This window comes from Mycolicibacterium tokaiense, assembly GCF_010725885.1.
GTDB lineage: Bacteria > Actinomycetota > Actinomycetes > Mycobacteriales > Mycobacteriaceae > Mycobacterium > Mycobacterium tokaiense.
On sequence record NZ_AP022600.1, the window covers coordinates 4,911,626 to 4,938,289 of the forward strand.

At 67.8% G+C, this 26,664-nt stretch carries 26 protein-coding genes; 15 read left to right on the top strand and 11 right to left on the bottom strand.

Annotated features, from left to right (window positions below; all coding sequences use genetic code 11):
• Positions 1-4: 4 nt before the first annotated feature.
• Both xylB and bfr read right to left on the bottom strand, forming a co-directional pair.
• Positions 5-1,417 carry a xylulokinase gene (gene xylB, locus G6N58_RS24010; protein ID WP_115281247.1) on the bottom strand — a complete coding sequence of 471 codons (1,413 nt, stop codon included), beginning with the start codon at positions 1,415-1,417 and terminating at the stop codon, positions 5-7.
• 24 nt (positions 1,418-1,441) lie between these two features.
• Positions 1,442-1,933, bottom strand: a complete 492-nt coding sequence (gene bfr / locus G6N58_RS24015) for a bacterioferritin (protein WP_115282107.1) — start codon at positions 1,931-1,933, stop codon at positions 1,442-1,444.
• 222 nt (positions 1,934-2,155) lie between these two features.
• Between bfr and G6N58_RS24020 the strand changes: the two genes are divergently transcribed.
• Positions 2,156-2,341, top strand: coding sequence for a (2Fe-2S)-binding protein (locus G6N58_RS24020; protein WP_115281246.1), 186 nt, complete (start codon positions 2,156-2,158; stop codon positions 2,339-2,341).
• Here the strand turns inward: G6N58_RS24020 and G6N58_RS24025 are convergent.
• Genes G6N58_RS24025 through G6N58_RS24035 form a run of 3 tightly spaced genes read right to left on the bottom strand, consistent with a single transcriptional unit; the run spans position 2,338 to position 4,257 of the window.
• Positions 2,338-3,099, bottom strand: coding sequence for an enoyl-CoA hydratase/isomerase family protein (locus G6N58_RS24025; RefSeq protein ID WP_115281245.1), 762 nt, complete (start codon positions 3,097-3,099; stop codon positions 2,338-2,340). The two genes, G6N58_RS24020 and G6N58_RS24025, sit on opposite strands and share 4 nt — an antisense overlap.
• 19 nt (positions 3,100-3,118) lie before the next feature.
• Positions 3,119-3,559, bottom strand: coding sequence for a TIGR03618 family F420-dependent PPOX class oxidoreductase (locus G6N58_RS24030; RefSeq protein ID WP_115281244.1), 441 nt, complete (start codon positions 3,557-3,559; stop codon positions 3,119-3,121).
• Entirely contained in the window at positions 3,556-4,257 is a 702-nt protein-coding gene (locus G6N58_RS24035) for an EthD domain-containing protein (RefSeq protein WP_115281243.1), read from the bottom strand. Before G6N58_RS24035 ends, G6N58_RS24030 begins: the two co-directional genes overlap by 4 nt.
• Before the next feature lie 44 nt (positions 4,258-4,301).
• Between G6N58_RS24035 and G6N58_RS24040 the strand changes: the two genes are divergently transcribed.
• The 6 genes from G6N58_RS24040 (at position 4,302) to G6N58_RS24065 (ending at position 12,462) form a co-directional block, all read left to right on the top strand.
• Entirely contained in the window at positions 4,302-6,221 is a 1,920-nt protein-coding gene (locus tag G6N58_RS24040; protein ID WP_147289441.1) for an FUSC family protein, read from the top strand.
• Positions 6,222-6,348: 127 nt separating this feature from the next.
• Positions 6,349-7,005, top strand: coding sequence for a GntR family transcriptional regulator (locus G6N58_RS24045; RefSeq protein WP_115281241.1), 657 nt, complete (start codon positions 6,349-6,351; stop codon positions 7,003-7,005).
• Positions 7,006-7,088: 83 nt separating this feature from the next.
• Entirely contained in the window at positions 7,089-8,489 is a 1,401-nt protein-coding gene (locus G6N58_RS24050; RefSeq protein ID WP_115281240.1) for an allophanate hydrolase, read from the top strand.
• Positions 8,490-8,533: 44 nt separating this feature from the next.
• Positions 8,534-9,178 (top strand): cysteine hydrolase family protein, encoded by a 645-nt coding sequence (locus G6N58_RS24055; protein WP_276016567.1) that lies wholly within the window; start codon positions 8,534-8,536, stop codon positions 9,176-9,178.
• Between the two features lie 10 nt (positions 9,179-9,188).
• On the top strand, positions 9,189-10,763 hold the full coding sequence (locus G6N58_RS24060; RefSeq protein ID WP_115281238.1) for a SulP family inorganic anion transporter: 1,575 nt from the start codon (positions 9,189-9,191) through the stop codon (positions 10,761-10,763).
• A gap of 43 nt (positions 10,764-10,806) precedes the next feature.
• On the top strand, positions 10,807-12,462 hold the full coding sequence (locus G6N58_RS24065; RefSeq protein WP_163908379.1) for an amidohydrolase: 1,656 nt from the start codon (positions 10,807-10,809) through the stop codon (positions 12,460-12,462).
• A 21-nt stretch (positions 12,463-12,483) separates the two neighbouring features.
• Here G6N58_RS24065 and G6N58_RS24070 read toward each other — a convergent pair whose 3' ends face one another.
• Both G6N58_RS24070 and G6N58_RS24075 read right to left on the bottom strand, forming a co-directional pair.
• Positions 12,484-13,125 (bottom strand): sigma-70 family RNA polymerase sigma factor, encoded by a 642-nt coding sequence (locus G6N58_RS24070; RefSeq protein ID WP_232067980.1) that lies wholly within the window; start codon positions 13,123-13,125, stop codon positions 12,484-12,486.
• A gap of 44 nt (positions 13,126-13,169) precedes the next feature.
• Positions 13,170-13,505, bottom strand: coding sequence for a cupin domain-containing protein (locus tag G6N58_RS24075; RefSeq protein WP_435406187.1), 336 nt, complete (start codon positions 13,503-13,505; stop codon positions 13,170-13,172).
• Positions 13,506-13,690: 185 nt separating this feature from the next.
• On the opposite strand from G6N58_RS24075, the gene G6N58_RS24080 reads away from it, so the two are divergent.
• Both G6N58_RS24080 and G6N58_RS24085 read left to right on the top strand, forming a co-directional pair.
• Positions 13,691-15,094: an HNH endonuclease signature motif containing protein gene (locus G6N58_RS24080; RefSeq protein ID WP_115281236.1), complete on the top strand. Its 1,404-nt coding sequence runs from the start codon at positions 13,691-13,693 to the stop codon at positions 15,092-15,094.
• Between the two features lie 104 nt (positions 15,095-15,198).
• Positions 15,199-16,866, top strand: a complete 1,668-nt coding sequence (locus G6N58_RS24085) for a tetratricopeptide repeat protein (protein WP_115281235.1) — start codon at positions 15,199-15,201, stop codon at positions 16,864-16,866.
• 15 nt (positions 16,867-16,881) lie between these two features.
• On the opposite strand, the gene G6N58_RS30945 is transcribed toward G6N58_RS24085, so the two are convergent.
• A complete protein-coding gene (locus tag G6N58_RS30945) occupies positions 16,882-17,397 on the bottom strand; it encodes an HNH endonuclease (RefSeq protein ID WP_232067981.1) in 516 nt (171 codons plus the stop codon).
• Positions 17,398-17,857: 460 nt separating this feature from the next.
• Between G6N58_RS30945 and G6N58_RS24095 the strand changes: the two genes are divergently transcribed.
• From G6N58_RS24095 to G6N58_RS24110, 4 genes are read left to right on the top strand one after another with little or no spacing between them, the layout of a single operon-like run.
• On the top strand, positions 17,858-18,499 hold the full coding sequence (locus G6N58_RS24095) for a rhomboid-like protein (protein WP_115281234.1): 642 nt from the start codon (positions 17,858-17,860) through the stop codon (positions 18,497-18,499).
• Positions 18,480-18,959 carry a nucleoside deaminase gene (locus G6N58_RS24100; RefSeq protein ID WP_115281233.1) on the top strand — a complete coding sequence of 160 codons (480 nt, stop codon included), beginning with the start codon at positions 18,480-18,482 and terminating at the stop codon, positions 18,957-18,959. Before G6N58_RS24095 ends, G6N58_RS24100 begins: the two co-directional genes overlap by 20 nt.
• The gene (locus G6N58_RS24105; protein WP_115281232.1) at positions 18,956-20,254 is read left to right on the top strand and encodes an alpha-amylase family glycosyl hydrolase; all 1,299 of its coding nucleotides are present in this window, start codon (positions 18,956-18,958) and stop codon (positions 20,252-20,254) included. The genes G6N58_RS24100 and G6N58_RS24105 overlap by 4 nt, the downstream gene beginning before the upstream one ends.
• Before the next feature lie 23 nt (positions 20,255-20,277).
• Positions 20,278-20,691: a nitroreductase family deazaflavin-dependent oxidoreductase gene (locus tag G6N58_RS24110; RefSeq protein WP_115281231.1), complete on the top strand. Its 414-nt coding sequence runs from the start codon at positions 20,278-20,280 to the stop codon at positions 20,689-20,691.
• 4 nt (positions 20,692-20,695) lie between these two features.
• Here G6N58_RS24110 and G6N58_RS24115 read toward each other — a convergent pair whose 3' ends face one another.
• Genes G6N58_RS24115 through G6N58_RS24125 form a run of 3 tightly spaced genes read right to left on the bottom strand, consistent with a single transcriptional unit; the run spans position 20,696 to position 23,076 of the window.
• A complete protein-coding gene (locus G6N58_RS24115) occupies positions 20,696-21,340 on the bottom strand; it encodes a response regulator transcription factor (protein WP_115282104.1) in 645 nt (214 codons plus the stop codon).
• The gene (locus tag G6N58_RS24120) at positions 21,337-22,596 is read right to left on the bottom strand and encodes a sensor histidine kinase (RefSeq protein ID WP_232067982.1); all 1,260 of its coding nucleotides are present in this window, start codon (positions 22,594-22,596) and stop codon (positions 21,337-21,339) included. The genes G6N58_RS24115 and G6N58_RS24120 overlap by 4 nt, the downstream gene beginning before the upstream one ends.
• Before the next feature lie 54 nt (positions 22,597-22,650).
• Positions 22,651-23,076 (bottom strand): DUF1810 domain-containing protein, encoded by a 426-nt coding sequence (locus G6N58_RS24125; RefSeq protein WP_115281229.1) that lies wholly within the window; start codon positions 23,074-23,076, stop codon positions 22,651-22,653.
• A gap of 27 nt (positions 23,077-23,103) precedes the next feature.
• Between G6N58_RS24125 and G6N58_RS24130 the strand changes: the two genes are divergently transcribed.
• Together G6N58_RS24130 and G6N58_RS24135 are read left to right on the top strand one after the other, a co-directional pair.
• The gene (locus G6N58_RS24130; RefSeq protein WP_179968224.1) at positions 23,104-25,254 is read left to right on the top strand and encodes an adenylate/guanylate cyclase domain-containing protein; all 2,151 of its coding nucleotides are present in this window, start codon (positions 23,104-23,106) and stop codon (positions 25,252-25,254) included.
• Positions 25,251-26,651 carry a mechanosensitive ion channel family protein gene (locus G6N58_RS24135; protein WP_115281228.1) on the top strand — a complete coding sequence of 467 codons (1,401 nt, stop codon included), beginning with the start codon at positions 25,251-25,253 and terminating at the stop codon, positions 26,649-26,651. Before G6N58_RS24130 ends, G6N58_RS24135 begins: the two co-directional genes overlap by 4 nt.
• Positions 26,652-26,664 lie beyond the last annotated feature (13 nt).

Sequence of the window (26,664 nt, forward strand, 5' to 3'; positions counted from 1 at the left end):
TTAGTTACACTAGCATTACTTTGCGCTGTCCGAGCGTGAGGGCACTGGCGGCGGTATACCGATCAAGCACATCCGGCGTGGGTTCCCCGGTGTAGGTTTCCGAACCCTCCAACTGCCAGGCCGGCGGCGCATCGCCGCCGGCGAGCACCCAGGCCGCCTGCTTGGCCGCGCCGAGGGCGACGTACTCCCCTGGCGTGGGCACCTCGACCGCGCGGCCCAGCACCGCGGGGGCGATCTGGCGGACCGCCGCCGACCGTGCCGCGCCACCGACCATCAGCACCCGATCGACGGCCACCCCCTGCTCGGCGATCTTGTCCAGGCAGTACGCCATGGACGCCAACAGCCCTTCGACGGCCGCGCGCGCGACGTTGGCCGGCGACAGGTTGGTGGTGCTGACGCCCTGCAGCGCGCCGCGGGCCTCGGGCAGGTTGGGTGAGCGTTCCCCGTCGAAGTACGGCACCCAGATCAGCCCCTCGGCGCCGGGCGGCGCCGACAGGGCCAGCTCGGAGAAGCGGCTCAGATCCACGTCCAGCATCGCGGCCACCGCCGCCAACACGGGTGCGCCGTTGAGGGTGCACACCAGTGGCAGCTGCCTGCCGGTGGCATCGGCGAAGCCGGCGACGATGCCGTCCGGGTCGTGCGAGGCGGTCTCGCCGACCGCGCTGATGACCCCCGAGGTGCCCAACGACATCACGCAGTCGCCGGACGCCGCTCCCAGCCCCAGGGCAGCTGCGGCGTTGTCGCCCGCGCCCGGCCCCAGCGCCGCGCCCCGGTGCCGCAACACCGACTCGTGGGGGCTGAGCACCCGGGGCACCCGTGGCAGCCGGCCGCGGGTGGCCAGCAGCAACAGGTCCTCCTGGTAACTGTCGTCGGCACCTGAGTAGTAGCCCGTGCCGCTGGCATCACTGCGATCGGTGATCAGGTCGGCGATGTCGGTCGAGCCCGACAGCTTCCAGGTCAGCCAGTCATGCGGCAGGCAGACCGCGGCGGTGCGATCGGCGTTGCCCGGCTCGTTGTCGGCCAGCCAGCGCAGCTTGGTCGCGGTGATCGACGCCACGGGTACGACGCCGGTCTCCTGCGCCCACTTCGCCGCCCCGCCGAGTTCATTGATCAGATCCACGGCGGCATCGGCGGAGCGGGTGTCGTTCCACAGCAGCGCCTTGCGCACCACCTCGCCGTCGGCGTCCAGGCAGACCATGCCGTGCTGCTGGCCACCCACCGAGATGGCGTCGACGTCGTCGAGGCCGCCGACGTCGGCGATGGCGCTCTGCAGGGCCTCCCACCAGGCAGCCGGATCCACCTCGGTTCCGCCGGGGTGGGGCGCCGAGGCGGAGCGAACGACGGCGCCGGTATCGGCGTCACAGACCAAGACCTTGCACGACTGCGTAGAGGAGTCGATTCCCGCGACTAGAGACACGCCGACGAGATTACGCGCCGCGGATCACTGCTCCTGTGAGCTCGGCGGGCGCGACACGCACTGCGCGAGGTAGAGCTGTTCACCCAGCTTGTCCATCAGCTCCAGCTGGGTCTCGAGGTAGTCGATGTGCTCTTCCTCGTCGGCCATGATCTTCTCGAGCAGGTTGGCACTGGTGCTGTCCTGCTTCTCGCGGCACATGATGATGCCGGGCCGCAGCCGCTCGGCCACCTCGTACTCGACGGCCAGGTCGGATTCGAACTGCTCACGCAGGGTCTGGCCCACCCGCAGCGAGAACAGCCGCTGGTAGTTGGGCAGCCCGTTGAGCAGCAGGATGCGGTCGGTGATCAACTCGGCGTGCTGCATTTCTTCGAAGGACTCTTTGCGCGTGTGCGCTGCCACCTCGGTGAAGCCCCAGCTGTCCTGCATCTTGGAGTGCAGGAAATACTGGTTGATCGCGGTGAGTTCGCTGGTCAGCTGCTCGTTGAGCAACTTCAGAACGTCGGGGTCACCGTGCAACATGAGGGGCTCCTGGGGTCGCGAGGAAACGGCAGGGTCGGTAGCGGCTGTGGTGTCGAATCTATCCCAGCAACCGCGTCAAAGCACGTGCGAATCGCCCGAAAAAGCCGATCTACCTGCGGTTTTATCGTAGGCACACCTAACTGAGGGGGCCCTAACAAATCCGGCTAGGTTAGGTTAGACTCCGCTAATCATGCGTATCGACGAAAAGGTGGGGGCCTGATGTACGTCTGTCTGTGCACCGGCGCCACCAGCCACTGCGTGACCACCGCGGTGAACAAGGGCGCCTGCACGTCCAAGCAGGTCGCCGCGGCCTGCGGGGCCGGGTCGGACTGCGGCCGCTGCAAGATGACGGTCCGCGCCCTGATTGCCGCCACGCTGGCCGAACAGACCGCCGTCGCGTCTTAATTCTTGCCCGGGGCGGTGTTGAACTCCGCCAACGCCGCGGCGTTGGCCGCAGCGCCCATCAGTTCCACAAAACACTGGTTCTCCCGCGCCCGCGCAGCGGCGATCTCGGCCCGCAGCGGCGCCATCATGGTCGCTTTCACCGCGGCCAGGCTGGCGATGGGCCGCGACGCCAAGACCTCGGCGTGGCTGCGCGCCTGCGCCAGCAGGTCTTCCGGTTCGCACACCCTCCACACCAGGCCCATGCGCAGCGCCTCCTCGGCGCTCACCCACTCCGAGGACATCAGCAGCCATGCTGCGTTCTGCCTGCCGATCAGTTGCGGCAGCAGGTAGGACGACGCCGCCTCCGGCGCCACCCCCAGGCTGGTGAACGGGCACTTCAACTTGGCCGTCGACGCCATGAACGCGATGTCGGCGAAGCCGAGGATGGTGGTCCCGATGCCCAGACCCAGTCCGTTGACCGCGCAGATCAGTGGCTTGGGAAAGTCGGTCAGGGCGTCGACCAGGCCCAGGAACCCGTACTCCCCGGGCGTGAAGTCCGCGTCGGTGATCCGGGCCTGCATCTCTGCCAGGTCGGTGCCCGCACTGAAGGCGCGCCCGGTTCCGGTGATCAGCACGACGGCCACCTCGGGGTCCTCGGCGGCGTCGCGCAGCGCCACGGTGGTGGCGTCGTAGAGCGCCTCGTTGAACGCGTTGAGGGCGTCGGGACGATTCAGGGTCAGGGTGCGCACCCGGTTGTCATCGGCGATCGTCAGTGTCACGCCCCTGAGACTAGAGGGTCTAGTTCGAATAGACCCGCGTTGGTGTGATCAGGACCGCGGTGCGCCGCTGGCGGACCATCTCGGCGTCGTACGTTTCCCAGTCGTCGTGGGTGCCGCCGGCCGCGGTGAAGATGTCGCGCAACAGCAGCCGCAACTGATCGGCGCCGGTCAGCCAGCCGGCCGGATCGTCGGGCCCGGCCAGCTCGGCGCGTCCCTCCACGGTCGCCCACTGCCAGCCGCTGCGGAACGTCGCGGCCAGCGCGGGACGGGTGCGCAGGTTGGCCAGCTTCACCCGGCCATAGGTGACGAACGCCAGCACCTCGTTGCCGGTACGGGGGTGGGTGATGATGCCCGTGTTGACCAGCGAGGCCTGCACGGTGGCGTCGGCGCGCAGCGTCGAGACCACCGCCAGTCCGCTCTCGCCGCGCGCCAGGGCCACGGCATCCTGCAGCGTCGTCATGCTGCCACAAACGGGTCGCGCCACACGTAGCGGCTGGTGGGAATGGTGTCGACGTTCTCGTTCGCTCCGAAAGCCGTTGTGCTGGTGATCATCCGGGTGAGCCGCCTGCTCAGCTCGTCGTCGTCGGCGGCGCCGAAGAACGCCTTGAGGTCACCGACCGCGGCGTCGGGGAACAGTTCCTCGACGATGGCGGCCAGCTCGGGCGCCTGCGGCGTCAGCGGCCGCACCACCGCGTTCTGCACATAACCGAAGGTGGCCTGGGTGTCGATCGCCACCGGGGTGTGGTCCACATGCCAGCGGTGCCGCCAGGTGGCCTCGTCCAGGGCCGCGGGACGGCGAAGCAGCGCGATGTTCGCCAGTCCCGTTGTGCGCGAGCCGGGTTCACCGATCGGTGGAACCAGCGGGGTTGACTCGGTGACCAGGTAGGCGAAGACATCGAGGGCGTCGGCGGCCAGGATGTCCACAACCGCGGACACCTGCGGACCGTAGGACTGTTGGGTCCAGATGCTCACGACGGCCGTCGCGGGCGGGTCGAGCACCGAGAGGGTCATCATCGACTCCCGGACCGCAGCGTCCTTGACGTTGACCGTCAGACCGGGCAGCCCCAGTTCCAGCAGTCGGGCGGCGACCGTGCCCCGCAATCGCTGACACCAGGCGTCGTCGGCGTCGGCGCGCACCACGAACATGACCTTCTCCATGAACGCCGAATGTACCCGGTGCCCGCCAGCGCATAATGACGTTCATGAAGCCGGCCTCGCCCTACGTCGGTGAGGTCACGCGCAGCCTGCTCGGGGCGCTGCTGGTGATCGCGGTGGCGCTGCTGTGGGGCCAGCCGGTGGGCGCCATGGCTGCCGGCGGCGGCGCGGCGATCGCCGGTGCCGCAGCGCTGCAAGACAATCCGCGACGATTGCGGTCCGCGGTCACGGTCACGGCGACCGCGGGTGCTGCCGTACTTCTCGGTACCACCGCGAGTGCGCACGGTCTGCTGACTGCGCTCGTCGTCCTGCTGTGGTCGGTGGGCGCCGGGCTGGTGTGGGCGGTCAGCGCGAACACCGGACTGGTGGCCGCGGCTCTGGGCGCCCTGCTGGTGTGCTGCGCGCGCGAACCGGTGTCGGCACCGGATGCGGTGATCGCCACTCTGCTGGCGGTGGGCGGCGGCCTCACCCAGGTGGCCCTGGTGGCCGCGTGGCCGCGCCAGCAGTGGCGGGTGCAGCGGGACGCGCTGGCGGCCGCCTACCGGTCGGTGGCGGCGGGGGCCCGGGCTCTGACCACCGATCCTGCGGCCACCTTCGACGTCGCTCCCCTGCTTGCGCTGCGCGAGGCCCACACCCTGACCGAGGAACAGGCACGCCGCCGGCCGCCGGCGGTGCGGGGGTTGTTCGGATTGCCGGAGCGGGTGGCGATGACCATCACCGCAATACAGACGGCGTCGGCGGACCCTGCCACCCGGGTGGTGCTGACCGCCTCGGCCGAGGCACTCGACGGCATCGCCGACGGTTCGCGCGCCGCTGCCGAGGCGGGCCTGACCGCGCTGGACACCGCGGTGGACGGCGTCGGCGCCGCGGCGGTGCTTCCGGCCAGGCGCCTGCAGACCCTGGTGCACGAGGCGGCGACGCTGCGCTTCGGTGGGTCGACGGGTCCGCTTGCCACCCTGGCATCGGCGCGAAAGTCCTTGCACAACGAGATGTCCTGGAATTCGCCGGTGCTGCGGCACGCCGTGCGCCTCGGTGCCGCCGCGGGGCTGGGGGCTGCCGCGGTCGCACTCACGGGGATGGCCCAGGGGTACTGGGTGGCGCTGACGGTGCTGTTGGTGGTGCGCCCCGAGACCGCGCACACCTACACCCGTTGCGTGGTGCGGGTGGCCGCTCTGGTGGGCGGGGTGGTGGTGGCCACCGGGGTCAGCGCGCTGTGGCACCCCGCGGGCCTGGTGTCCGCCGTGCTGGCCGTGGCGTGCGTGGGGGTGGCCTACGCCGTCTCGGGCATCGGTTCGGTGGCGGTGACCGGCGCGGTGGCCGCCGCCACCGTGTTCCTGGCCGACATCGCCACCGCGGCACCCACCGACGCGCTCGGGGAACGGGCGTTGGCGGCCGTCCTCGGGGGCGCTCTGGCCATCAGCGGGCACGTGTTGTTGCCGGACCGGTCACTGGTGCGCCTGCATCAGCGGGCCGGGGAGCTGCTGAAGGCGGAGATCGACTATGCGGCGACGGTCATCCGTGGCCTGGTTCATCCGATGCCCGACGCGGAGGCAACCTTGTCGGCGTCCTGGGAACGTACGGTGCGCGCCCGATCGGCGTTCGAGGCCGCCACCGGCAGTGGCCGCGCCGATGTGGCAGCGGTGCGACGCTGGCTCACCACCTACCGTGCGGGGATCAACGCCGTGACGGCATCGTGTGCGGTACTCGAGCGTCACGTGCCTGCCTCCCGCACCCAGACCCTGGACCGTCGCTTCGTGGTGGCCGTGGACGATTTCGTGGATGCCCTGCGCGGCGAGACCCCTCGGGCCGGGCAGGCGTGGACACTGGACGCCACCCATCTGGTGTCCACCGAACAGCAGGTGCGGGAGTCTGCGGCGCACCTGGACAAGACCCACGTTGCGCAGCGGGTCCTGGTGGGCGAGATCGAGACCATCACCCGGCATCTGATGGCTGTCGCCGACGCGTGAATTGACCTGTTGCCGTTGCATTTTCGTCTTGTCCGGTCTGCTGCCGCACCGAGCCGGGGCAACCTGCCCTTACAATTGTCGACAGTCGACGGATTATGAACCCGCGGAGAGGACACCCAGCACCGCCATGGCGGCACCCAGAACCCAGCCAGCAAGCGCACTTCCGGCGACTCTGGTCGAGGTCGCCGCCCACCGGGTGCGCGACGCCATCATGAGCGGATCGCTGCAACCCGGCGAGAAGATCGTCGAGGAGCAGCTGTGCGCCGATCTGGGCATCAGCCGGGCGCCGCTGCGGGAGGCGTTACGCCAGCTGGCCCAGCAGGGCCTCGTCGAACATCTCCCCCGCCGTGGGTCCCGGGTCGCGCAGTGGTCACCCCGGGACATCCTGCAGCTGTTCGAGCTGCGGGGTGTGCTGGAGCGGCATGCCATCGAATCCGCGTTGCCGCTGACCGACCCCGACACCGCGCTGGCGCCTGTGCGCGCCGCTCTGGATCACATGCGCCGGGCCGGCACGGACCTGGAGCGCGACGACGCGCACCGCGAATTCCATGCCGCCGTCGTCGCCCTGGCCGACAACCGGCAGCTGGACATCGCGCTGGAGCCCATCCTGCTCAAGCTGCAGCTACCCATGGCGGTCAACCTGCGCGAAGAAGCCAGGCACCACCATGCGCACGATGGCATCGAGCGCCACGAATCGATTCTCACCGCGTTGTCGAGCAATGACGCCGCCGTGGTGGTGGCAGCCATGCACGATCACGGCCACCTGAGTTATCTGCCGCTTTGATCCGCGGTTTGCACCGGTCTTGCTAACACGATCGATACACGCGCGACCCTGATCCGCCATCATTCTGTCGACAATCGACAGTTATGGTCGTCTACTCTTCGGGTCCGTCACTCGGGCCATCCGTTGCTGACATCCTGGAATCGCATGCGGGAGGGTCGGGTTCGCCCACCAAGACCGCCGCGCGTGTCGCCGACGCCATCGCCGCTCGCGGAGACGATGGCACCTGGCTGTCCACTGTCCCGCGCGACGAGCTCCTGGCGGCGGCCCGCGAGATCGAGAACCGCCCCGGAGCGCGGGCGCTGCCCCTGTACGGGGTGCCGTTCGGTGTGAAGGACAGCATCGACGTCGCCGGCGTCCCCACCACGCTGTCGTGCCCGGACTTCTCCTACGTTGCCACCGAGACCGCTCCGGTCGTCGCGCGCCTGCTCGACGCCGGGGCGCTGTACGTCGGCAAGACCAACCTCGACCAGTTCGCCACCGGACTGAACGGCACCCGCACGCCGTACACCGTGCCGCGCAGCATCTACAGCGCCGACATGATCTCCGGCGGCTCGTCGTCCGGATCGGCCCTGGCCGTCGCACTGGGGCAGGTGCCGTTCGCCGTCGCCACCGACACCGCGGGCTCGGGCCGGGTGCCCGCCGCCCTCAACGGTGTCATCGGTTTCAAGCCGTCGCGCGGGTTGCTGAGCACAGTCGGACTGGTACCGGCGTGCAAGTCGCTGGACTGCATCACGCTGATGGCCGGCTGCATCGACGACGTGGACCGCGTGTTCGACGTGATGGCCGCCCGCGACGACGACGATGCCTGGTCCCGCGACCGCGGCCCCCGCTACGACGGCGCCCGCATCCGGGTGGGCCTGCCTGCCGTCGACGAGCTCGAGTTCTTCGGCGACGAGCCGATGAAGCAGGCCCACCTGGCATTCCGGCAGCGGCTGGCCGGCCAGGTGGACACCGTGGACGTGTCGCTGGCGCCCTTCCTGGCTGCCGGGGAGCTCCTGTATCAGGGGCCGTGGGTGGCCGAGCGGCTGGTGGTGTTCGGCGAATTCCTCTCGGCTGCACCGGATTCGATCCATCCGGTGGTACGGGACATCCTGCTGTCGGGGCAGCGCTACACCGCGGTGGACGCCTTCGCCGCACTACAGCGGTTGCAGGAGCTGCGCGCCGAGGTGGCCCGGCTGTGGCGCGACATGGATGTCCTGGTGGTGCCCACCATCGGCACCACCTTCACTGTCGACGAGGTGCTGGCGCGGCCCATCGACACCAACACCATGCTGGGTCACTACACCCACTTCGGCAATCTGCTGGATCTGCTCGGGGTCGCGATCCCGCTGGGCACCCTGACCGACGGACGGCCCCACAGCGCGACCCTGCTGGGTGCCGCCCTCAGCGACGACACCGCACTGCACCTGGCCGCGCAGTTGCTCGACGAACCCCGCGTCGCTGTCCCGACCTCCACCGCCGTCCCCTCCAAGGAGCATCTGTGAGTACTGCCGTCGAGATCCCCGCCGAGCCGTCGCCATTCGCGCTGATGGCCGGCAAGACCGCACTGATCGTCATCGACATGCAACGGGACTTCTTGCTGCCCGGCGGTTTCGGAGAGAGCCTGGGCAACGATGTCGGTCGGCTGGCCGCTGTGGTGGAGCCGCTGGCCGCGCTCATCGCCGCAGCGCGCCGGGCCGGCATCATGGTGATCCACACGCGCGAAGGTCATAAGCCCGATCTCTCGGACTGCCCGCCCGCCAAGCTGTCCCGCGGCGCCCCGTCGAAGCGCATCGGCGACCCGGGCAAGTACGGCCGCATCCTGATCCAGGGCGAGTACGGCCACGACATCGTTGACGAGCTGGCCCCGGCGCCGGGCGAGCTGGTGATCGACAAGCCCGGCAAAGGGGCCTTCTACGCCACCGAATTGCAGGACGTGCTGAGCGCGGGCGGCATCACCCAGTTGCTCATGACCGGCGTCACCACCGAGGTGTGTGTACACACCACCACCCGCGAAGCCAACGACCGCGGTTACGAGTGCCTGGTGGTATCCGATTGTGTCGGTTCATATTTCCCGGAGTTCCAGGAAGTCGGACTCAAGATGATCGCCGCCCAGGGCGGCATCTTCGGCTGGGTGGCCGACACGGCCGCCGTCATCCCCGCACTCACCTCGCTGACCCCCACCCCTGCCTGAGAGGACCGTCATGAGCACAGACGTCACACCGGTACAGCACACCTCCGGTATCCCCTGGTGGACCCGGGGCGATCTCAATGCGTTCTTCGGGCTGGGGTTCAACATCCTGGTCAATGTCCTGACCCTGACCGGGCTGATGATCGGCGTCGTCGCCGTACCCGCGGGCGACGTTCTGGGCACGGTGCTGCCGGCGCTGGGCGTCGCGCTGATCCTGGGCAATCTGTACTACACGTTCCTGGCCCGGCGGCTCGCGAAGCGCGAAAACCGCAGCGACGTCACGGCATTGCCCTACGGGCCCAGCGTGCCCCACATGTTCATCGTGGTGTTCGTGGTGATGCTGCCCGTGTACCTGAACACCGACGACCCCGTGCGCGCCTGGGAGGCCGGATTGGCATGGGCGTTTCTGATCGGCGTGATCGTGATGATCGGCGCCTTCGTCGGGCCCTACATCCGCAAACTCACTCCGCGCGCAGCCATGCTGGGCACGCTGGCCGGCATCTCCATCACGTTCATCTCGATGCGACCGGCGGCGCAGATGTGGGAGGCCGCGTGGATCGGTCTGCCCGTGCTGGCGATCATCCTGATCGGCTTCTTCACCAACATGAAGCTGCCGTTCAACATCCCGGTCGGCCTGGCAGCGCTGCTGGTGGGCACCGCGATCGGCTGGGCGGGCGGGTTCATGTCGGCGCCCGATGTCACCGCGGCGGTGTCCAACATCGCCATCGGCATCCCGGATCTGCGGATCGATCTTCTGTTCAACGGTTTGTCAGACCTGGCGCCGCTGCTGGGGACCGCGATCCCGCTGGGCGTGTACAACTTCACCGAGGCCATGAGCAACGTCGAGTCCGCCGCGGCGGCCGGGGACAACTACAACCTGCGCAGTGTGCTGCTGGCCGACGGAGCCGGGGCCGTCGTCGGCTCGGCCTTCGGGTCGCCCTTCCCGCCGGCGGTGTACATCGGCCACCCCGGCTGGAAGGACGCCGGAGGGCGCGCGTCGTACTCGCTGGCCAGCGGCGTGGCCATCGGAATCCTCTGCTTCATAGGCCTTTTCGGCATCCTCGATGCACTGCTGCCGGTGCCGGCGATCGTGCCCATCCTGCTCTACATCGGTCTCCTGATCGGCGCGCAGGCGTTCCAGGCGGTACCGCGGCTGCACGCGGTGGCCGTGGTGGCCGCACTGCTACCCAACCTCGCGGAATGGGGTCGCGGGCTGATCGACAATGCGCTGAACGCCGCGGGCACCTCGGCCGCCGAAGTGGGCATGGAAGCTCTCAACAGCGCCGGCGTGGTCTACGAAGGCCTGAAGGTGCTCGGCGAAGGCGCGGTACTGGTGGGCCTGATCCTGGGCAGCATGGTCTGCTTCATCCTGGAGAAGAAGTTCGTCTACGCCGCGATCGCCGCCGCGGTGGGTGCGGCGCTGTCGTTCATCGGGCTGATCCATGCTCCCCAGGTGGAGTGGGCGGCCAGCCCCGCGGTGTCACTGGGCTACCTGTTCTTCGCCGTGGTGTGCTTGATCTACCACGTCCTGCCGGGGTCCAAGGAGCCGGTGGTGGTCGACGAGTCGGATGTGGTGGCCGGGCACTGACCGTGGCGTGAACGTTTTGGCTCGCCGCGACGTTACACGCGGAATGAGCACCTCGACGGACCTTGTTGTCACCAATGCCCGCGTCTACACCTGCGATCCCGCATCGAGCTGGGCGGAGGCGATAGCCGTATCCGATGGCCTGATCACCGCGGTGGGGACCGCCGCGGACGTAGCTGAGCACGTCGGGGCCGACACCGTGGTGGTCGACGCGGGTGGGCGCATGGTCATGCCCGGTCTGGCCGACGTGCACACCCACCTCATGCTCGGTGGAAACGCGATGGCATGGGAACTGACCATGCCACCCAGCGCCACCCTCGAGGAGATACTCACCGCGGTGGAGGCACACGCGCGTACACTCGCCGCAGACGAGTGGATCGTGGGTGGAATCGTCGGCAGCCCCGTGCTGGATGAGCTTGCCTCCGGCGGGTACCTCGCGGCACTGGACAGGGCTGCCGGTGGGCGACCGGTGGTGCTGCGCGACGACTCGTATCACAACCGGTGGGTGAATTCGGTAGCTCTGGAGCGCATGGGCATTGATGAATCGACCCCTGCCCCGCCCACGGGAATCATCGGCAAGGACCGCAACGGACACCTGACCGGCCTGCTCTACGAGTCGGCCTCCGACCTGGCCGAGAACGCCGCCGCAGCAGCCATCGCCGATGCGGCCGGGCGTGATCGAGTGGCCATAGGGACTGCGATCTCGCTGATGAACTCCTTCGGGATCACGGCAATTCAGGATGCTGCGACTCTGGAGCCCTCGCTGCGCGCGCTGAGCGACCTCGACGACAAGGGTGAATTGACAGCGTGGGTGGTGGGCACGCTTCCGGCTCGGCCGTGGATGTCGGACAACATCGCAGGAAACGATCTGTACGTCGCTGCGCCTGCCTATCGCAGGAACCAGGTACGCCCCGACTTTGCGAAGTTCTTCCTGGACGGGGTCCCGATGACACGCACGTCGGCACTCCTGCAGCCGTACCTCTGCCATGGGCCTCACGAGGATCCAGCGGACGTGGGGCCGCTGTTCTGGTCCGACGACGAACTCCTGGATGCCCTCGAGCGTTGCCATGCGGCAGGACTGGGGGCAAAGTTCCACGCCACGGGTGACCGAGCCGTGCAACAGGCGCTCAACGCCGTTGAGATATTCCGAGAGCGCCATGGTGCCGGGCGGCTGTTCCACATCGCCCACGTGGCCTATATCGCACCCGCGGATCTGGCGCGGTTCGCCGCACTGGGAGTGGTCGCCGACGCGTCGCCGTACATCTGGTTCCCGACACCGTTTGCCGGCATCATCAACAGTCAGGTGCCGCCGGCGATCGTCGATCGATCCTGGCCGTTCCGGGATCTGCTCGATCACAGGGCCGTGCTGGCTGTCGGGTCCGACTGGCCCGTCGTTCCGAGCCCGAACCCGTGGATCGCCCTCGAGGCGCTAATCACCCGGGCCAATCCCGACCCTGACATCGACGGGCAGAGCAACCCGTCGGCCGCAATAACCCTGAGTGAGGCCATCTCAGTGCTCACCACGTCCGGCGCAGAAGCGATGGGCATGGGTGAGACCAACGGCGTCATCACACCCGGGCGATCTGCTGACTTCATCGTGCTGAACCACAACTTGTTCGACGTCGAGGCAACCGAGATCCACCGAACGACCGCGTTGCAGACCTATTTTCGAGGGCGGAGAGTCCACGGGACAGAACTGTGACTCGTGGGAAGGACGGGGCTGTCACCGATTCGACGCTGATAGGTCGTTGCGGAGCCGGCGCTTGGCACGGTGGAGGCGAGACGCCACTGTTCCCACCGGCACCCCCAAGATGCCGGCGATCTCCGTGTTCCGGTAGCCCTCGATGCAGGCGAAGTAGACGACACCACGAAGCTCGACTGGTAAGCGGAGCAGCGCCGAATGGGCTTCGCCGACCATCCGGCTCAGTGCCTCGGTCTCCGCCGATTGCTGACACTGGTCAATCCATCGAGAATCGACAGCCACCTGGACCTCGACGCCCTCCGCCGACATGCGCTCGACTGGTCGTCTCTGAGCTCGCCGGTGGTTGTCCAGCCATTTGTTGACCAGGATGCGATGCAGCCACGAGCGGATATTCGAGCCTTCGCGGAACGTCCCCAGGGACACATAGGCTCTCGCCATCGTTTCCTGCACCAGGTCTTCTGCATCAGGACGCTGACTGGTCAGCGCCAACGCATGCCGAAAGAGGTAGGACCTCAGGGGCAGGACATCACGGTCGTACTGCGCCTTATCGACAGTTTCGGCCGCCTCGAAACCCTCGTCCACCTCGGACGTCGTGGCCACAACAACGGGGACGGCGCCGTCGGTGCCGGTGATCTGATCATTCTCGATGTACCTGGACGCCACCGGTCGACGTGTCGACTGGATGCCGTTGCGTTACAGCGCCCGCATCACTCCGGTATGAACGCCACTTCGGTGCCCGGCGCCAGAACGACGTACATCCGGCGCCAGGGGTCGTCGCCGACCAGTTGCCACTGATGTCCGCTGCCCACGGTGTCCTCCGCCAGCAGGATGTCGCCGGGGTACAGCACAAACTGCTCGCCGTCGCGGGTGACGAACTGCAGTGTGCCGCTCAAGGTCACGACCAGTTGTCGCACCGGTGCGGTGTGCCAGGCCAGCTCTCCCCCGCCCGCGGTCTCCTCGACCGTGACGTGCGTCGTCGACATCGCTCCGGACACCAGGTCATCGTTGCGGCCCGGCTGCATGTCCAGACGCCCGACCTCCACGTGCGAGCCACCCTCTTGACCGGTCCACAATCGAACGCAACGAATCATGGTGGTGATGCTACTGAGCGCGTCGAGACTGCACGCTGAGCGCAGTCTCGATGACATGCGAAAACCCCTGCGTCACTTGGGTATCTGGCGTCACATTCCGAGCCTTTTTGTCGGTGGTTCGAACTAGTGTTCGAGGTATGGGAACGTCAGCTGTCGCCGATCGTGAGGCGATGCTGGCCGCCCTGGCCCAGATGGAAACCCTGCAAGCGCAGATGAACTCACTGTCCATCGACGCCTTCACCCCGCTGGAGTTGTTGGACCTGCAGCAGCGCCGCGAAACACTGGCCTGGCAACAACCCGTCCTCGACCACACGATCTACCAACGCCTGCGCGCCGAATGCACCCCCAAAGAACTCGGCGCCAGCAGCTACACCAAAGTCCTGGCCGCCCGCCTGCGGATCAGCGAAGCCGAAGCGTTCCGGCGCCTCAAGAACGCCGAACTGCTCGGCCCGCGCACCGCCCTGACCGGTGAGCCGATGCCCCCTGCCTTGCCGAACGTCGCCGCCGCCCAAGAGAAAGGCCAACTCGGGCCTGAGCATGTCAGCGAGATCAAGTCGTTCTTCCGCACCCTGCCCCAATCGGTGGACTTCCAGGCCCGCGAGGCCGCCGAAACCGACCTGGCCCGGCATGCGTGCACTCTCGGTGTCGACGGGTTCGCTGCTGTTGCGGACCGGTTGAAGTATCTGCTCGATCAGGACGGCACCTTCACCGACGCCGACCGCCAAGCCCGCCGCGGGCTGCGCCTGGGCAGGCAACGCCCCGACGGCACCGTCCCTTTCTCCGGCTACCTGACGCCGGAAGCTGCGGCGACCTGGGAAGCGGTGAAGGCCAAGCTGGCGGCCCCCGGCATGTGCAATCCCGCCGATGACACCCCCCAGGTCGACGGCGAACCCGACTCCGAGCACGCGGCCACAGACGCCCGCACCCAGAGCCAACGCGACCACGATGCGTTCCTGGCGGCGGGTCGCGCGGTCCTGGCCTCGGGTGATCTCGGCCAACACAAGGGCCTACCGGCCACGATCATCATCCGCACCGAACTCAAAGACCTGGAAAAAGCGGCCGGGCACGGACTCACCGCCGGCGGAACGTTGATTCCGATGCGCGACGTCATCCGCATGGCCTCCCACGCCTACCTCTGGCTGGCACTGTTCGACGGCAAGGGAGTGCCGCTGCACCTGGGGCGTACCCGCCGCACCGCCTCACCGGGACAACGCATCGTGCTGCTGGCCCAGCACCGCGGCTGCACCGCCCCAGGCTGCACCGCCGACGGCTACCACTCCGAGGTCCACCACGCGAACAAAGACTGGAAAGACGGCGGCAACACCGATGTCGAGGACATGACCTTGGCGTGCGGGCCGGACAACAGGATGGTCGAAACCACCGGCTGGACCACCCGCAACCGCCCCCAAGACGGGGTCACCGAATGGGTGCCGCCACCAGCCTTGGACTGCGGGCAATCCCGCACCAACCCCTACCACCACCCCGACCGCATCCTCGCCCCCGACGAACCCGACGACGACCCACCCGGCGACGACCCCTGAGCGCAGCGAAAGCCAATGAGCCGACGGACCCACCAGGGGCCGCCGGCCAGAGGTGCGCGCCGAGGCATGGCTGAACCGCACCGCGACGCCCTAGGGTATGCAGCATGACTACCGACACGGTGGACGCCGAACCCTATTACGACCTCGGTACGTATCACCGTCCTGTCGAAACCCCCTCGGCAGAAGCACAATTGTGGTTCGACCGCGGCCTCGTCTGGGCCTATGCATTCAACCACGACGAGGCCATCGCCTGTTTCGAAAAGGCACTCAGCCACGACCCGATGCTGGCGATCGCGCGCTGGGGCATCGCGTATGCGATCGGCCCCAATTACAACAAGGCCTGGGACGCCTTCGACCCTGTCGACATGGCCGTATCGCTGGCCCGTGCCCGGACCGAGCTCGAGCTCGCCGCAGAGGGTCGCGCCACACCCGCCGAACGCGGGCTGATCGACGCTCTGGCCGCCCGCTTCCCCACCGACGACCCGAACGATTCGACCGCGCTGTCGGCCGGCCACACGGCCTACGCCGACGCGATGCTGGAGCTCAGCGCTGCCCATCCCGCCGACATCGACATCCAGACGCTGGCCGCCGACGCCCTGGTGAATGTCACGGCGTGGGCGTTGTGGGACACCCGTACCGGTGAGCCCGCCCCCGGCTCCCGTGTGCTGGAGGCGACCCGCATCCTGGACGCCGCGCTGGCCACCGACGCCGGCAAGGCACATCCCGGGCTACTGCACATCTACCTCCACACCATGGAGATGTCCGCTCATCCGGAGGTCGCGCTGCCCGCCGCCGACCTGCTGCGCAATCTCGTGCCCGACGCCGGGCACCTGCAGCACATGCCCACCCACATCGACGTGCTGTGCGGCGACTACCGCACCTCGGTGGTGTCGAATCAGTCCGCGGTCCGCGCCGACCGCAAGTTCGTGGAAAACGAAGGGCCACTGAACTTCTACTCGCTGTACCGCGCCCATGATCTGCATTTTGTGGTGTACTCGGCGATGTTCAGCGGTCAGTTCGGCGTGGCACTCGCGGCCGCTGAGGAACTGGCGGGTCAGCTGACGCCGGAGTTGCTGTCCATTGCCTCGCCCCCGATGGCTGACTGGCTGGAGGCGTTCGTGCCGTTGCGGACCCACGTGCTGATCCGGTTCGGCCGCTGGGATGACCTGCTTTCCCAGGCACTGCCCGACGACACGGCGCTCTACTGCACCACTGCTGCCACCATCCACTACGGCCGCGGCGTCGCGTATGCCGCCACCGGTCAGACGGCGCAGGCCAGGGTGGAACGCGAGGCCTTCGAAGCCGCGTATGCCGGCATTCCGGAGAGCCGCTACCTGTTCAACAACACCAGCCGCGACATCCTCGACGTCGCGCGCGCCATGCTGGACGGCGAGATCGCCTACCGCGAGGGCAACCACGAGGTGGCGTTCGAAAGCCTGCGCAAGGCAATCGAATTGGATGATTCACTGCCCTACGACGAACCCTGGGGGTGGATGCAGCCCACCCGGCACGCCTACGGTGCGCTGCTGCTGGAGCAGGGCCGCGTGGCAGAAGCGGCCCAGGTGTACGAGGCCGATCTGGGGCTGGATCCCACGCTGGCGCGCTCCTGCCAGCACCCGAACAACCTGTGGAGCCTGCACGGCTATCACGAATGCCTGCAGAGGTTGGGCCGCACCGCGGAGGCTCAGATCATCAGCCGCCAGCTGGACCTGGCGGTGGCCCGGGCCGACGTGCCGATCACCGCCTCGTGCGCGTGCCGGATGAGCGCCTGACGCGGCCGACGTCTGTCAAGCAGCGCTGAACCTCGCGAACCGAACGGCCAGGCGTTCAGGGTCGGGGCGATCAGCGCGCCGTTTGGGTATGTGCATCAGAGGCTGTTCATGGTGATGTTGCAGACCATGGCGGAGCATAGGGCCGTCGATCTCGTCCAACAGTCGGTGATGTATCTCGATCGTGAGGTCGGGCCGAATACCGAGAATGTTCTGGTCGTAGGCGGCGTGGTGAATCTTGCACAGCGCTAGGCCATTGGGGACCACCGGGAGCCCAAGTGGTTCGCTGTCGGGCAGTATGTGGGCCGCATCGAGTAACTCTCGATGCTTCAGCGCACACACCGCGCAGCGCACCTCGTAGGCAAGCATCACGCGACTTGCGAAAAGCGGTTGATGCAGGCGGCGCTTGGTCTCGGCAAGCAGATAGCGTTTCAGCGCACCCTCCATCGGGCTGTCCAGGTCCACATCGACCTGATCCGGCGTAAGTGCCAGGACGAACTGATCCTGCTCAGCTTCTTCATCGATCAGGTACACGGGAGAGATGGCGTTGAAGATGCCAGGAGCGACCCCTACGAACCAGATCAATGGCAATCGATATCTCAAAGCGATTCGAAGTCCTTCGTTTTCGGTGCTGCCCCGCTGATCCCGTCGGAGCTTGTACCTGTGCAGGCCATCGGGTCCTTCTCGGTCGTCGTATGCCGCGATCCCCGCCTTGGGGTATGAGGTGGTGATTGACAGTGCCGCGTGCCACCCCGCGGGCTTTCTGATCCCGCGCCGCGATCGATCAGAGGAAACCGCTCTCCACCCACCACGAAATCGTTTGCGAGCTCATCGCGGGTGATCGGCCGAGTGCCATCCAGCGTCTGCCTGCGGACCCATTCCAGCGCAGCCGAGCGCAACGCCTCTTGGTCGAATCCAGGGACCACGGCCGTATTTTGCCCTGCGGCCGCAACAGCGGCGGCGGTTTCGTCGAGGATCCGGGTACCTTCGGACGGTGGCTCAATGGTCGGACACTGCTGATCGTACGACGCGGCCCCGGTTCGCCGGCGGCGCACCGCTGACCTTCACCTGGCTGGGTGTACTCCTGGCCACCACGCTGATCCAGCACGCCCTCACCGGCCACAAGCTGCGCGAGGTTCTGCTGGGCGGCTCGACCAATCTGCACCACCTGGCCGTGGACCCCGTTCAGGTGTTGGTGGCCAGCCTGCTGTGGATCGACGGCTACTACTGGTGGCCGTGGGCCATCGTCTTCGCCCTGTTCCTGGCGCCGGCGGAGCGCTGGCTCGGACAATGGCGCTGGCTCGCGGTCGGGTTGCTGGCCCACGTCATCGCCACCTACGTCAGCGAGGGTGTGCTCTACCTGCAGATCCGGGAGGCCATCGCCTCACCGCGCCTGACCGACGCCCGTGACATCGGCGTCAGTTACTTCGTCGCCGGAATCGCCGGAGTGCTGACCTACCGCATCGTGGTGCCGTGGCGCTGGTGCTACACCGCGGTGATGGTCCTGGCGGTGGGCATTCCGTTGGCCGTTCATCCGAACTTCACCGCCCTCGGACACGCGTGCGCCCTGGCGGTCGGTCTGGCGTGCTATCCGCTGGTGCGTAGACTCACGCCTCGTGGCCCTCAGCGACCTTGACGTCGAACTGTTGGCGCGGTGTGTCGAACTGGCTCGCGTCGCACTCGACGACGGAGACGAGCCGTTCGGGTCCGTCCTGGTGGACGCCGACGGCAACATCCTGTTCGAGGACCGCAACCGCGTCCAGGGTGGTGACGCCACCCAGCACCCGGAATTCGCCATCGCCCGGTGGGCCGCAGAGAACGTGGCACCCGTTCGCCGGGTCCGAGCCACCGTGTACACCTCCGGCGAGCACTGCCCCATGTGCGCGGCGGCGCATGCCTGGGTGGGGCTCGGACGCATCGTCTACGCCACCTCGTCCCAGCAGCTCTCGCAGTGGCTCGGCGAATGGGGTGTACCCGCCGCGCCGGTCGCGGCGTTGCCCATCACCACCGTCGCGCCCCGTGTGGTCACCGACGGACCCGCCCCACAATTCGAGGCCGAAATGAAAGCCCTGTACGAAGCCCGGTTCCGCTCATGACCGAGCCCGAGTGGGTCGAACACGCAATCTGGTGGCAGATCTACCCGCTCGGATTCGTGGGTGCTTTCCCCGCCGACGTCGACCCCGGGCCCGACGAGCACCGGCTGCGCAGGGTGATCGACTGGCTCGACCACGCCATCACCCTCGGCGCCTCCGGCATTGCGCTCGGTCCGGTATTCGCCTCGCGCACACACGGTTACGACACCACCGATCACCGCCGCATCGATCCGCGCCTCGGTGACGACAGCGACTTCGACGCCGTGGTCGGCGCCGCACACGAGCGCGGATTGCGGGTGCTGCTGGACGGGGTGTTCAACCACGTGGGTACCGATTTCCCCGCCTACCGGGCTGCCGTCGACGGCGACGAGGACGCCGCCCGTTGGTTCCGTGGCCGGCCGGGCCGGTTCCACACCTTCGAAGGTCACGGCGAGCTGATCACCCTCAACCACAACAACCCCACGGTGGTGGACTACACCGTCGAGGTGATGTCGCACTGGCTGGATCGTGGCGCCGACGGGTGGCGGCTGGATGCGGCATACGCTGTGCCGCAACGGTTCTGGAGTCAGGTACTGCCGCGGGTACGGGAAGCCCATCCGCAGGCGTGGTTCGTCGGCGAGGTCATCCACGGCGATTACACCGGGATGGTCACCCAGGCGGGCTTCGACGCCGTCACCCAGTACGAACTGTGGAAGGCGATCTGGAGCAGCCTCAACGACGGTAACTTCCACGAACTGAACTGGGCTCTGCGCCGGCACAACGAGTTCCTGGACTGCTTCGTCCCGCAGACCTTCATCGGCAATCACGACGTCACCCGCATCGCCAGTAAACTGGACCATCCCGCGCACGTCGCGCACGCGGTGGTGCTGCTCATGACGCTCGGTGGGGTGCCCACCATCTACGCCGGTGACGAGTTCGGATTCCAGGGCATCAAGGAGGACCGGGCCGGCGGCGACGACGCCGTGCGTCCGGAGTTCGGCTCTCCCCCGTTCCCGGCCGACGAGACCGGCCGGGAACTGTTCGCCCTGCACCAGTTCCTGATCGGCCTGCGCCGCCGCCACCCCTGGTTGCACACCGCGCGCACCAAGTCCGTCAGCGTCGACAACCGCGGGTTTGTCTACGAAACCCGCGGCGACGACCGGGCTTTGGTGGTGGCGCTCAACATCGACGACGCCCCCATGCCGTTGGACGTGCCCGGCCTGGTGGTTGCCGGCTCCGGGGCCCCGCCGCAGGAACGGGTGCAGCGCGCCGAGGTGCCCGCGCACGGCTGGCTGATCCTGGAACCGGGAACAAAATAGGCTCCTGCGACGTTGGCCGACTCGTGACCGAACTGAGCCCCACCGAGTGGGTACGCGAGCAGACCGAACGCATCCTGGCCCAGGGCACCACCGACGGCGTGGAGGTGATGGACCGCCCTGTCGTCCTGTTCACCACCACCGGGGCCAAATCCGGCAAGAAGCGGTATGTCCCGCTCATGCGGGTCGAGGAGAACGGCCGCTACGCCATGGTGGCGTCCAAGGGTGGCGACCCGCAGCACCCGTCCTGGTACCACAACGTCAAGGCCAACCCCACCGTCACGGTGCAGGACGGCGAGAAGGTCTTCACCTTGACCGCCCGCGAGATCGACGGCGCCGAGCGTGAGCACTGGTGGAAGCTCGCGGTCGAGGCCTACCCGCCCTACGCCGAGTACCAGACCAAGACCGATCGCCAGATCCCGGTCTTCGTCCTCGAGTGACCTCTTAACCCTGCAGGTAGGCCAGCACGGCCAGCACCCGGCGATTGCGTTCGTCACCCGCGTGCAGGTCCAGCTTGGTGAAAATGCTGCGGATGTGCTTTTCCACCGCCCCTTCGGTGACCACCATGGTGCGCGCGATGCTGGTGTTGGAGTGCCCCTCCGCCATCAGCGTCAGCACCTCACTCTCCCGTGCGGTCAAAGTACGTAGCGGTTCGTCGCGACGGCGCCGCACCAGGAGCTGATTGACCACCTCGCGGTCCAGGACGGTCCCACCGGCCGCTACCCGTTCCACGGCGTCGAGGAACTCGTCGATGGCCATCACCCGGTCCTTCAGCAGATAGCCGATGGCGCCGGTACCCGCGGCCAGCAGGTCATCGGCGTAGGACGCCTCGACGTACTGCGAGAGCACCAGCACCGGCGACCCCGGCACCTTTCGGCGAGCCTCCACCGCCGCGCGCAGCCCTTCGTCGGTGTGCGACGGCGGCATTCGCACGTCGACCACCGAGATGTCCGGCCGGTGCTCCTCGACCGCCGCGACCAGTGCGGGACCGTCGCCCACCGCCGCCACCACCCGGTGGCCGTTCTCGGTCAGCAGCCGCACCAGGCCTTCCCTCAACAGCACCGAATCGTCGGCCACCACCACTGTCAGCACGGCAGCTCCACCCCGATCGTCGTCGGCCCACCCGCGGGGCTGTCCACGGTCAGCGTGCCGCCTCCGGCGCGTACCCGGTCGGCCAGGCCGGACAGTCCATGGCCCTTGCCGACATGGGCGCCACCGTCACCGTCGTCGGTGATCTGCACACGCAGCGCCCTCGGCCCCTGCGCCAGCGTGACCCGACAACACCCCGCGCGGGAGTGTTTGGCGACATTGGTCAACGCCTCGGCCACCGCGAAGTACGCGGTGGTTTCCACCACCGCAGCCGGCCGCCTGGCCGGGGTGCCCAGGTCGGGGTCGACAACCAGGTCGACCGGGACCGGGCACCGCGCCGCCAGGGCGGCCAGTGCACTGGGCAGCCCGCGGTCGGTGAGCACCGGCGGAGCGATGCCCCGCGACAGCGCCCGCAGCTCGTCGAGGGTCTCCTGGGTCTGCCCGATCGCCTCGTCGAGGGTGCGACGCAACGCCTCGGGATCGGTGTCGAGGTGTCGGCGGGCCCGGGTCAGGTCCATCGCCAGCCGGATCAACCTCTGCTGCGGCCCGTCGTGGATGTCGCGTTCCAGCCGGCGCAGCGCAATCGCCTCCGCCGACGCCGCGGCTGCCTTCTGATCGCTGAGCACCGTGATGGTCTGGCGCATCTCGGCCACCCCGCTGAGCAGCAGCCTGCTGAACCCCGCCGAGAACAACGCACAGCCGCGCACCACCAGCGGCAACGTGATCAGACAGACCAGGCCCGCCGCCGTCTGGAACCCGATGCGCGCCAGGTCGCTGTCCCCCAGCCCGATCAGCTGCGCCAGCGACACGTTGTCCCGGCCACGGGGAATGCTCCAGTCCCACAACACCGTCGACGTGCCCCCCACCGCCGTCGCCCACCAACTGACCACCACACAGAAGGTGGCCAGCGAGACGGGCAACACCAGGATGCCGTGGGCGACGTCGAGCCAGAACTGCACCTGCCCCAAGGGGGTGAGCATGCGCTTCCAGATCCCGGCGCCCGCAGCGGCCGCCGGGTAGGCGGGCCGGGCCCGGGGCCGGCGCAGCACCCCCGCGATCCGGAGGCGCTCGATATCGGCGAACGCCCGGCCGGTCAGCAGGGTCAGCGTCAGGATGGGCACGCCCACGATGATCACCACCGTGCCCAGCCCGACGGACAACCCCGTGACCAGCACGCAGAAGCTCAGCACGGCCAACGGGAACCCGAACAGGACATAGCCGGTGTCGATGGCGAGCTGACGCAGCACAGCTTTCACCTGCACGACGCTAGGCACGTTGCGTCGTCACCCCCATCCCGTACGCCTGCGTGTTCAGGGTAGGGCTGCCCCTACCGTCGCGGGATCCTGCTCACCGCCGTAGAAGCGATCCAGCACGGCGGTGAAATCCGCCGCGTCCTCGGTGCTCAGGGCAAACAACGTCATGCAGCTGCGCAGCTTGAGGTCGTCGGGGAAGCCGAACACTTGCTGCGCCGACCGGCCCTCGATGCCCGCGACGATGCGCGCACACTCCCGCAGTCGCGGGCCGAGCACCGGATGAGCCAGGTAGGCCCTCGCCTCGTCGAGCCCCGAGATGCCGAAATGCTGCGCGGTCGCGCTGCGCCCCAGGCTGGCCAGTTGCGGGAAGACGAACCACATCCAGTGTGTATGTTTGCGCCCGGCCCGCAGCTCGGCGAGCACCGTGGCGTACACCGGTTCCTGGGCATCGAGGAATCGCTGGAGCGCAAACGGATCCGACATGACAGTTCACGCTAGTGTTCTGAACCGATGACCACACCCACCACGGAGCCGAAAGTCGGGCCGCTGGAAAAGCGCCTGCTGATCTCGCGGATCAGCATCCAGTCCAAGCTCCTGGTGATGTTGCTGCTGACCAGCATCTTGTCCGCGGCGGTGGTCGGCTTCATCGGCTACACCTCAGGCCGGGACTCTTTGCGAGCCTCGGTGTTCGACAGACTGACCGAGATACGTGAATCCCAGACCCGCCAGCTGCGCGCACAGTTCTCCGATCTGACGAACTCGCTGCTGGTCTACTCGCAGGGTGAAACAGCGACGCAGGCACTGCAGGATTTCACCGCCGGCTTCAACGAACTGGCCGGTGCGCCGGTCAGCCCGGCGCAACAGCAGCAACTCGTCGACTACTACACCAACGTCTTCGCCCCCGCCAAGGAGGCCCAGACCGGGACCAAGCTGAACATCGACGCCCTGGTGCCGGCGTCCAATGCGCAGCGTTATCTGCAGTCGCTGTACACGGCGCCGTTCACAGACTGGAACGTCTCGCTGGCCAACAACGACGCTCGGGACGGCAGCGCCTGGTCGGCAGCCAACGCACGGTACAACAGCTTCTTCAGTGAGATCGTCACCCGTTTCGCCTACGAGGATGCCCTGCTGATCGACGATCGCGGCATCGTTGTCTACAGCGCCTACAAGGGCGTCGACCTCGGTACCAACATCTTCACCGGCCCCTACCGCGGGGGCCAGCTCACCACGGCCTACACCAAGGCCATGGAGTCGAATGCGGTGGACTACGTCGGCGTCACGGACTTCAGCGACTATCAGCCCGCCGACGAGCCGACCGCCTGGCTGGTCTCGCCCGTACGCGCAATGGGCCAGGTGGGCGGGGTCCTGGCTCTGCAATTCCCGATCTCGCGGATCAACACACTGATGACGGTGAACGGCCAGTGGGAGACCGCTGGGATGGGCCGCACCGGCGAGACCTTCCTGGTGGGGCCGGACGAGCTGATGCGCTCGGACTCGCGGCTGTTCCTGGAGGATCCCGACGAGTACCGGGCCGACGTGGTGGCTGCGGGCACCCCGCCCGATGTCGCCGACGCTGCCATCCGCCAGGGCGGCACCACCCTGGTCCAATCCGTGGCCACCACGGCCACCAAGCTGGCGTTGCAGGGCCAGACGGGCACAACCATCGACCGCGACTACCTGGGCCACGAGACCCTGCAGGCCTACGCGCCGGTGAACCTTCCCGGCCTCAGCTGGGCGGTGGTCGCGAAGATCACCACCGAGGAGGCGTTCGCGCCGGTCACCGATTTCACCCGGACACTCGTGTTGTCCACCGTCGCGATCATTCTCGGTGTGTCCATGGCGGCGATGGTGTTGTCGCGGCTGTTCGTCCGACCGTTGCGCAGACTGGAGGCCGGAGCCCACCGCATCAGCGCCGGCAATTACGGCATCACGTTGCCCGTGCACACCCGCGACGAGTTCGGGGATCTCACCAAGGCGTTCAACGAGATGAGCCGCAACCTGTCGATCAAAGAGGAACTGCTGGCCGAGCAGCGCCGCGAGAACGACCGCCTGCTGCTGTCGCTCATGCCGGAACAGGTGGCGCAACGCTACCGCGACGGCGAAGAGACCATCGCGCAGGACCATCAGGACGTCACCGTGCTGTTCGCCGACCTCGACGGCCTCGACACCCTGTCCACGCAGCTGCCGGCCGAGGAATCGCTGGCGATCGTGAACCGGCTGATCCGGCAGTTCGATTCGGCCGCCGAGAATCTGGGTGTCGAAAAGGTCCGGACGCTGCACAACGGTTACCTGGCCAGCTGCGGGCTCAACGTCCCCCGCCTGGACAACGTGCGGCGCACCGTCGACTTCGCCGTCGAGATGCAGCTGATCGTCGATCGCTTCAACAGCGAGACGGGCCACAAGCTGGGTCTGCGCGCGGGCATCGACACCGGCACCGTGACCAGCGGCTTGATCGGCCGCACCAGCCTGGCCTACGACATGTGGGGTGCGGCGGTGAATCTGGCCTTCCAGGTGCAGAGCGGCTCACCACAGCCCGGCATCTACACCACCTCACGGGTCTATGACCTGCTGCGTGACAATCGGCACTTCGTCTCCGCGGGAGTGGTGACCGTGGACGGCACCGAGGAACCCATCTGGCGACTCGCGGACCGGCCGCGATGACCGATCTGTTGGCGAGTTCGTGGTTCTACTGGGCCATCGGTGTGGCAGTCGGGCTTCCGGTACTGGTGGTGACGCTGACCGAAGTGCAGCACACGCTGGCCCACCGGCACAGCCCGCTGATCCGGCCGATCACGTTGATCCGCAACTACATCCTGCCGCTGGGGGCACTGCTCCTGCTGCTGGTGAAGGGTTCGGACGTCTCTCCCGACGCGACCCCGGTACGCGTCATCTCGACGGGACTGGCCTTCGTGGTCCTGATCCTGTTGTTGTCCGGCTTGAACGTCACGCTGTTCCACGGCGCTCCGGAAGGCAGCTGGCGCAACCGGATTCCGACGATCTTCCTCGACGTCGCACGCTTCGTGCTGATCGCACTCGGCCTGGCCCTGATCCTGTCCTACATCTGGGGCGCCAACGTCGGCGGCCTGTTCACCGCACTCGGCGTCACCTCCATCGTGCTCGGCCTCGCGCTGCAGAACTCGGTGGGCCAGGTGATCTCGGGTCTGCTGCTGTTGTTCGAGCAGCCCTTCGAGTTGGGCGACTGGATCGACACCCCGTCGGCGCGCGGGCGGGTGGTCGAGGTGAACTGGCGGGCCACCCACATCGACACCGGCAGCGGACTGCAGGTGATGCCCAACTCCGTGCTGGCGGGCGCGTCGTTCACCAATCTCAGCCGCCCGGCGGGCGCCTTCGCGACGTCGGTCACCACCACGTTCGCCACCGACGACCCACCCGACGAGGTCTGCGCGATGCTGGTCCGGGTTGCCGCGACGCTACCCCAGCTCAAACCGGGGGCACACCCGTCGAGCGTGACCACCGGGGCCGGGCAGTACAGCACGTCCATCCCGTTGCGCTCCCCGGCCGACGACTGGGCCGCGAAGACGACCTTCCAGCGCTGGATCTGGTACGCCGCCCGGCGGGCCGAGCTGCATCTGGACGAGGCGTGGGACGACTTCAACACCCCGGCCCGCCTCAGCCACGCGCTGCAGGTCGTGGCACCGACGTTGCGGCTGACGGCCGAGGATCGGGAGCAGCTGCGCAGCGAGGTTCGGGTGGTCCGGTACGGGGCCGAGGAGATCATCCAGTTCCCCGGTGAGGTGCCCACCAGGATGCTGTTCGTGGTGCACGGGCGGGTGAGCTTGACCGCAGTGGGCGACGACGGCGAAGTGCTCACGGTGCGAACACTGACCGAGGGTGACTTCCTGGGGCAGACGACGCTGACCCGGGAACCGGTCATCGCCGGCGCTCACGCCCTCGACGAGGTGACAGTTCTCCAGATCGACCGGACTCCACTCGAGCAGCTGATGACGCGCAAGCCGGCCTTGCTGCACGACCTCGGCCACGCCATCGACGAACGCCGGTCCTCCGTGCGCCGGACGATCGCCTCGGCGGCCGACTGACCCTGCTGTCCGA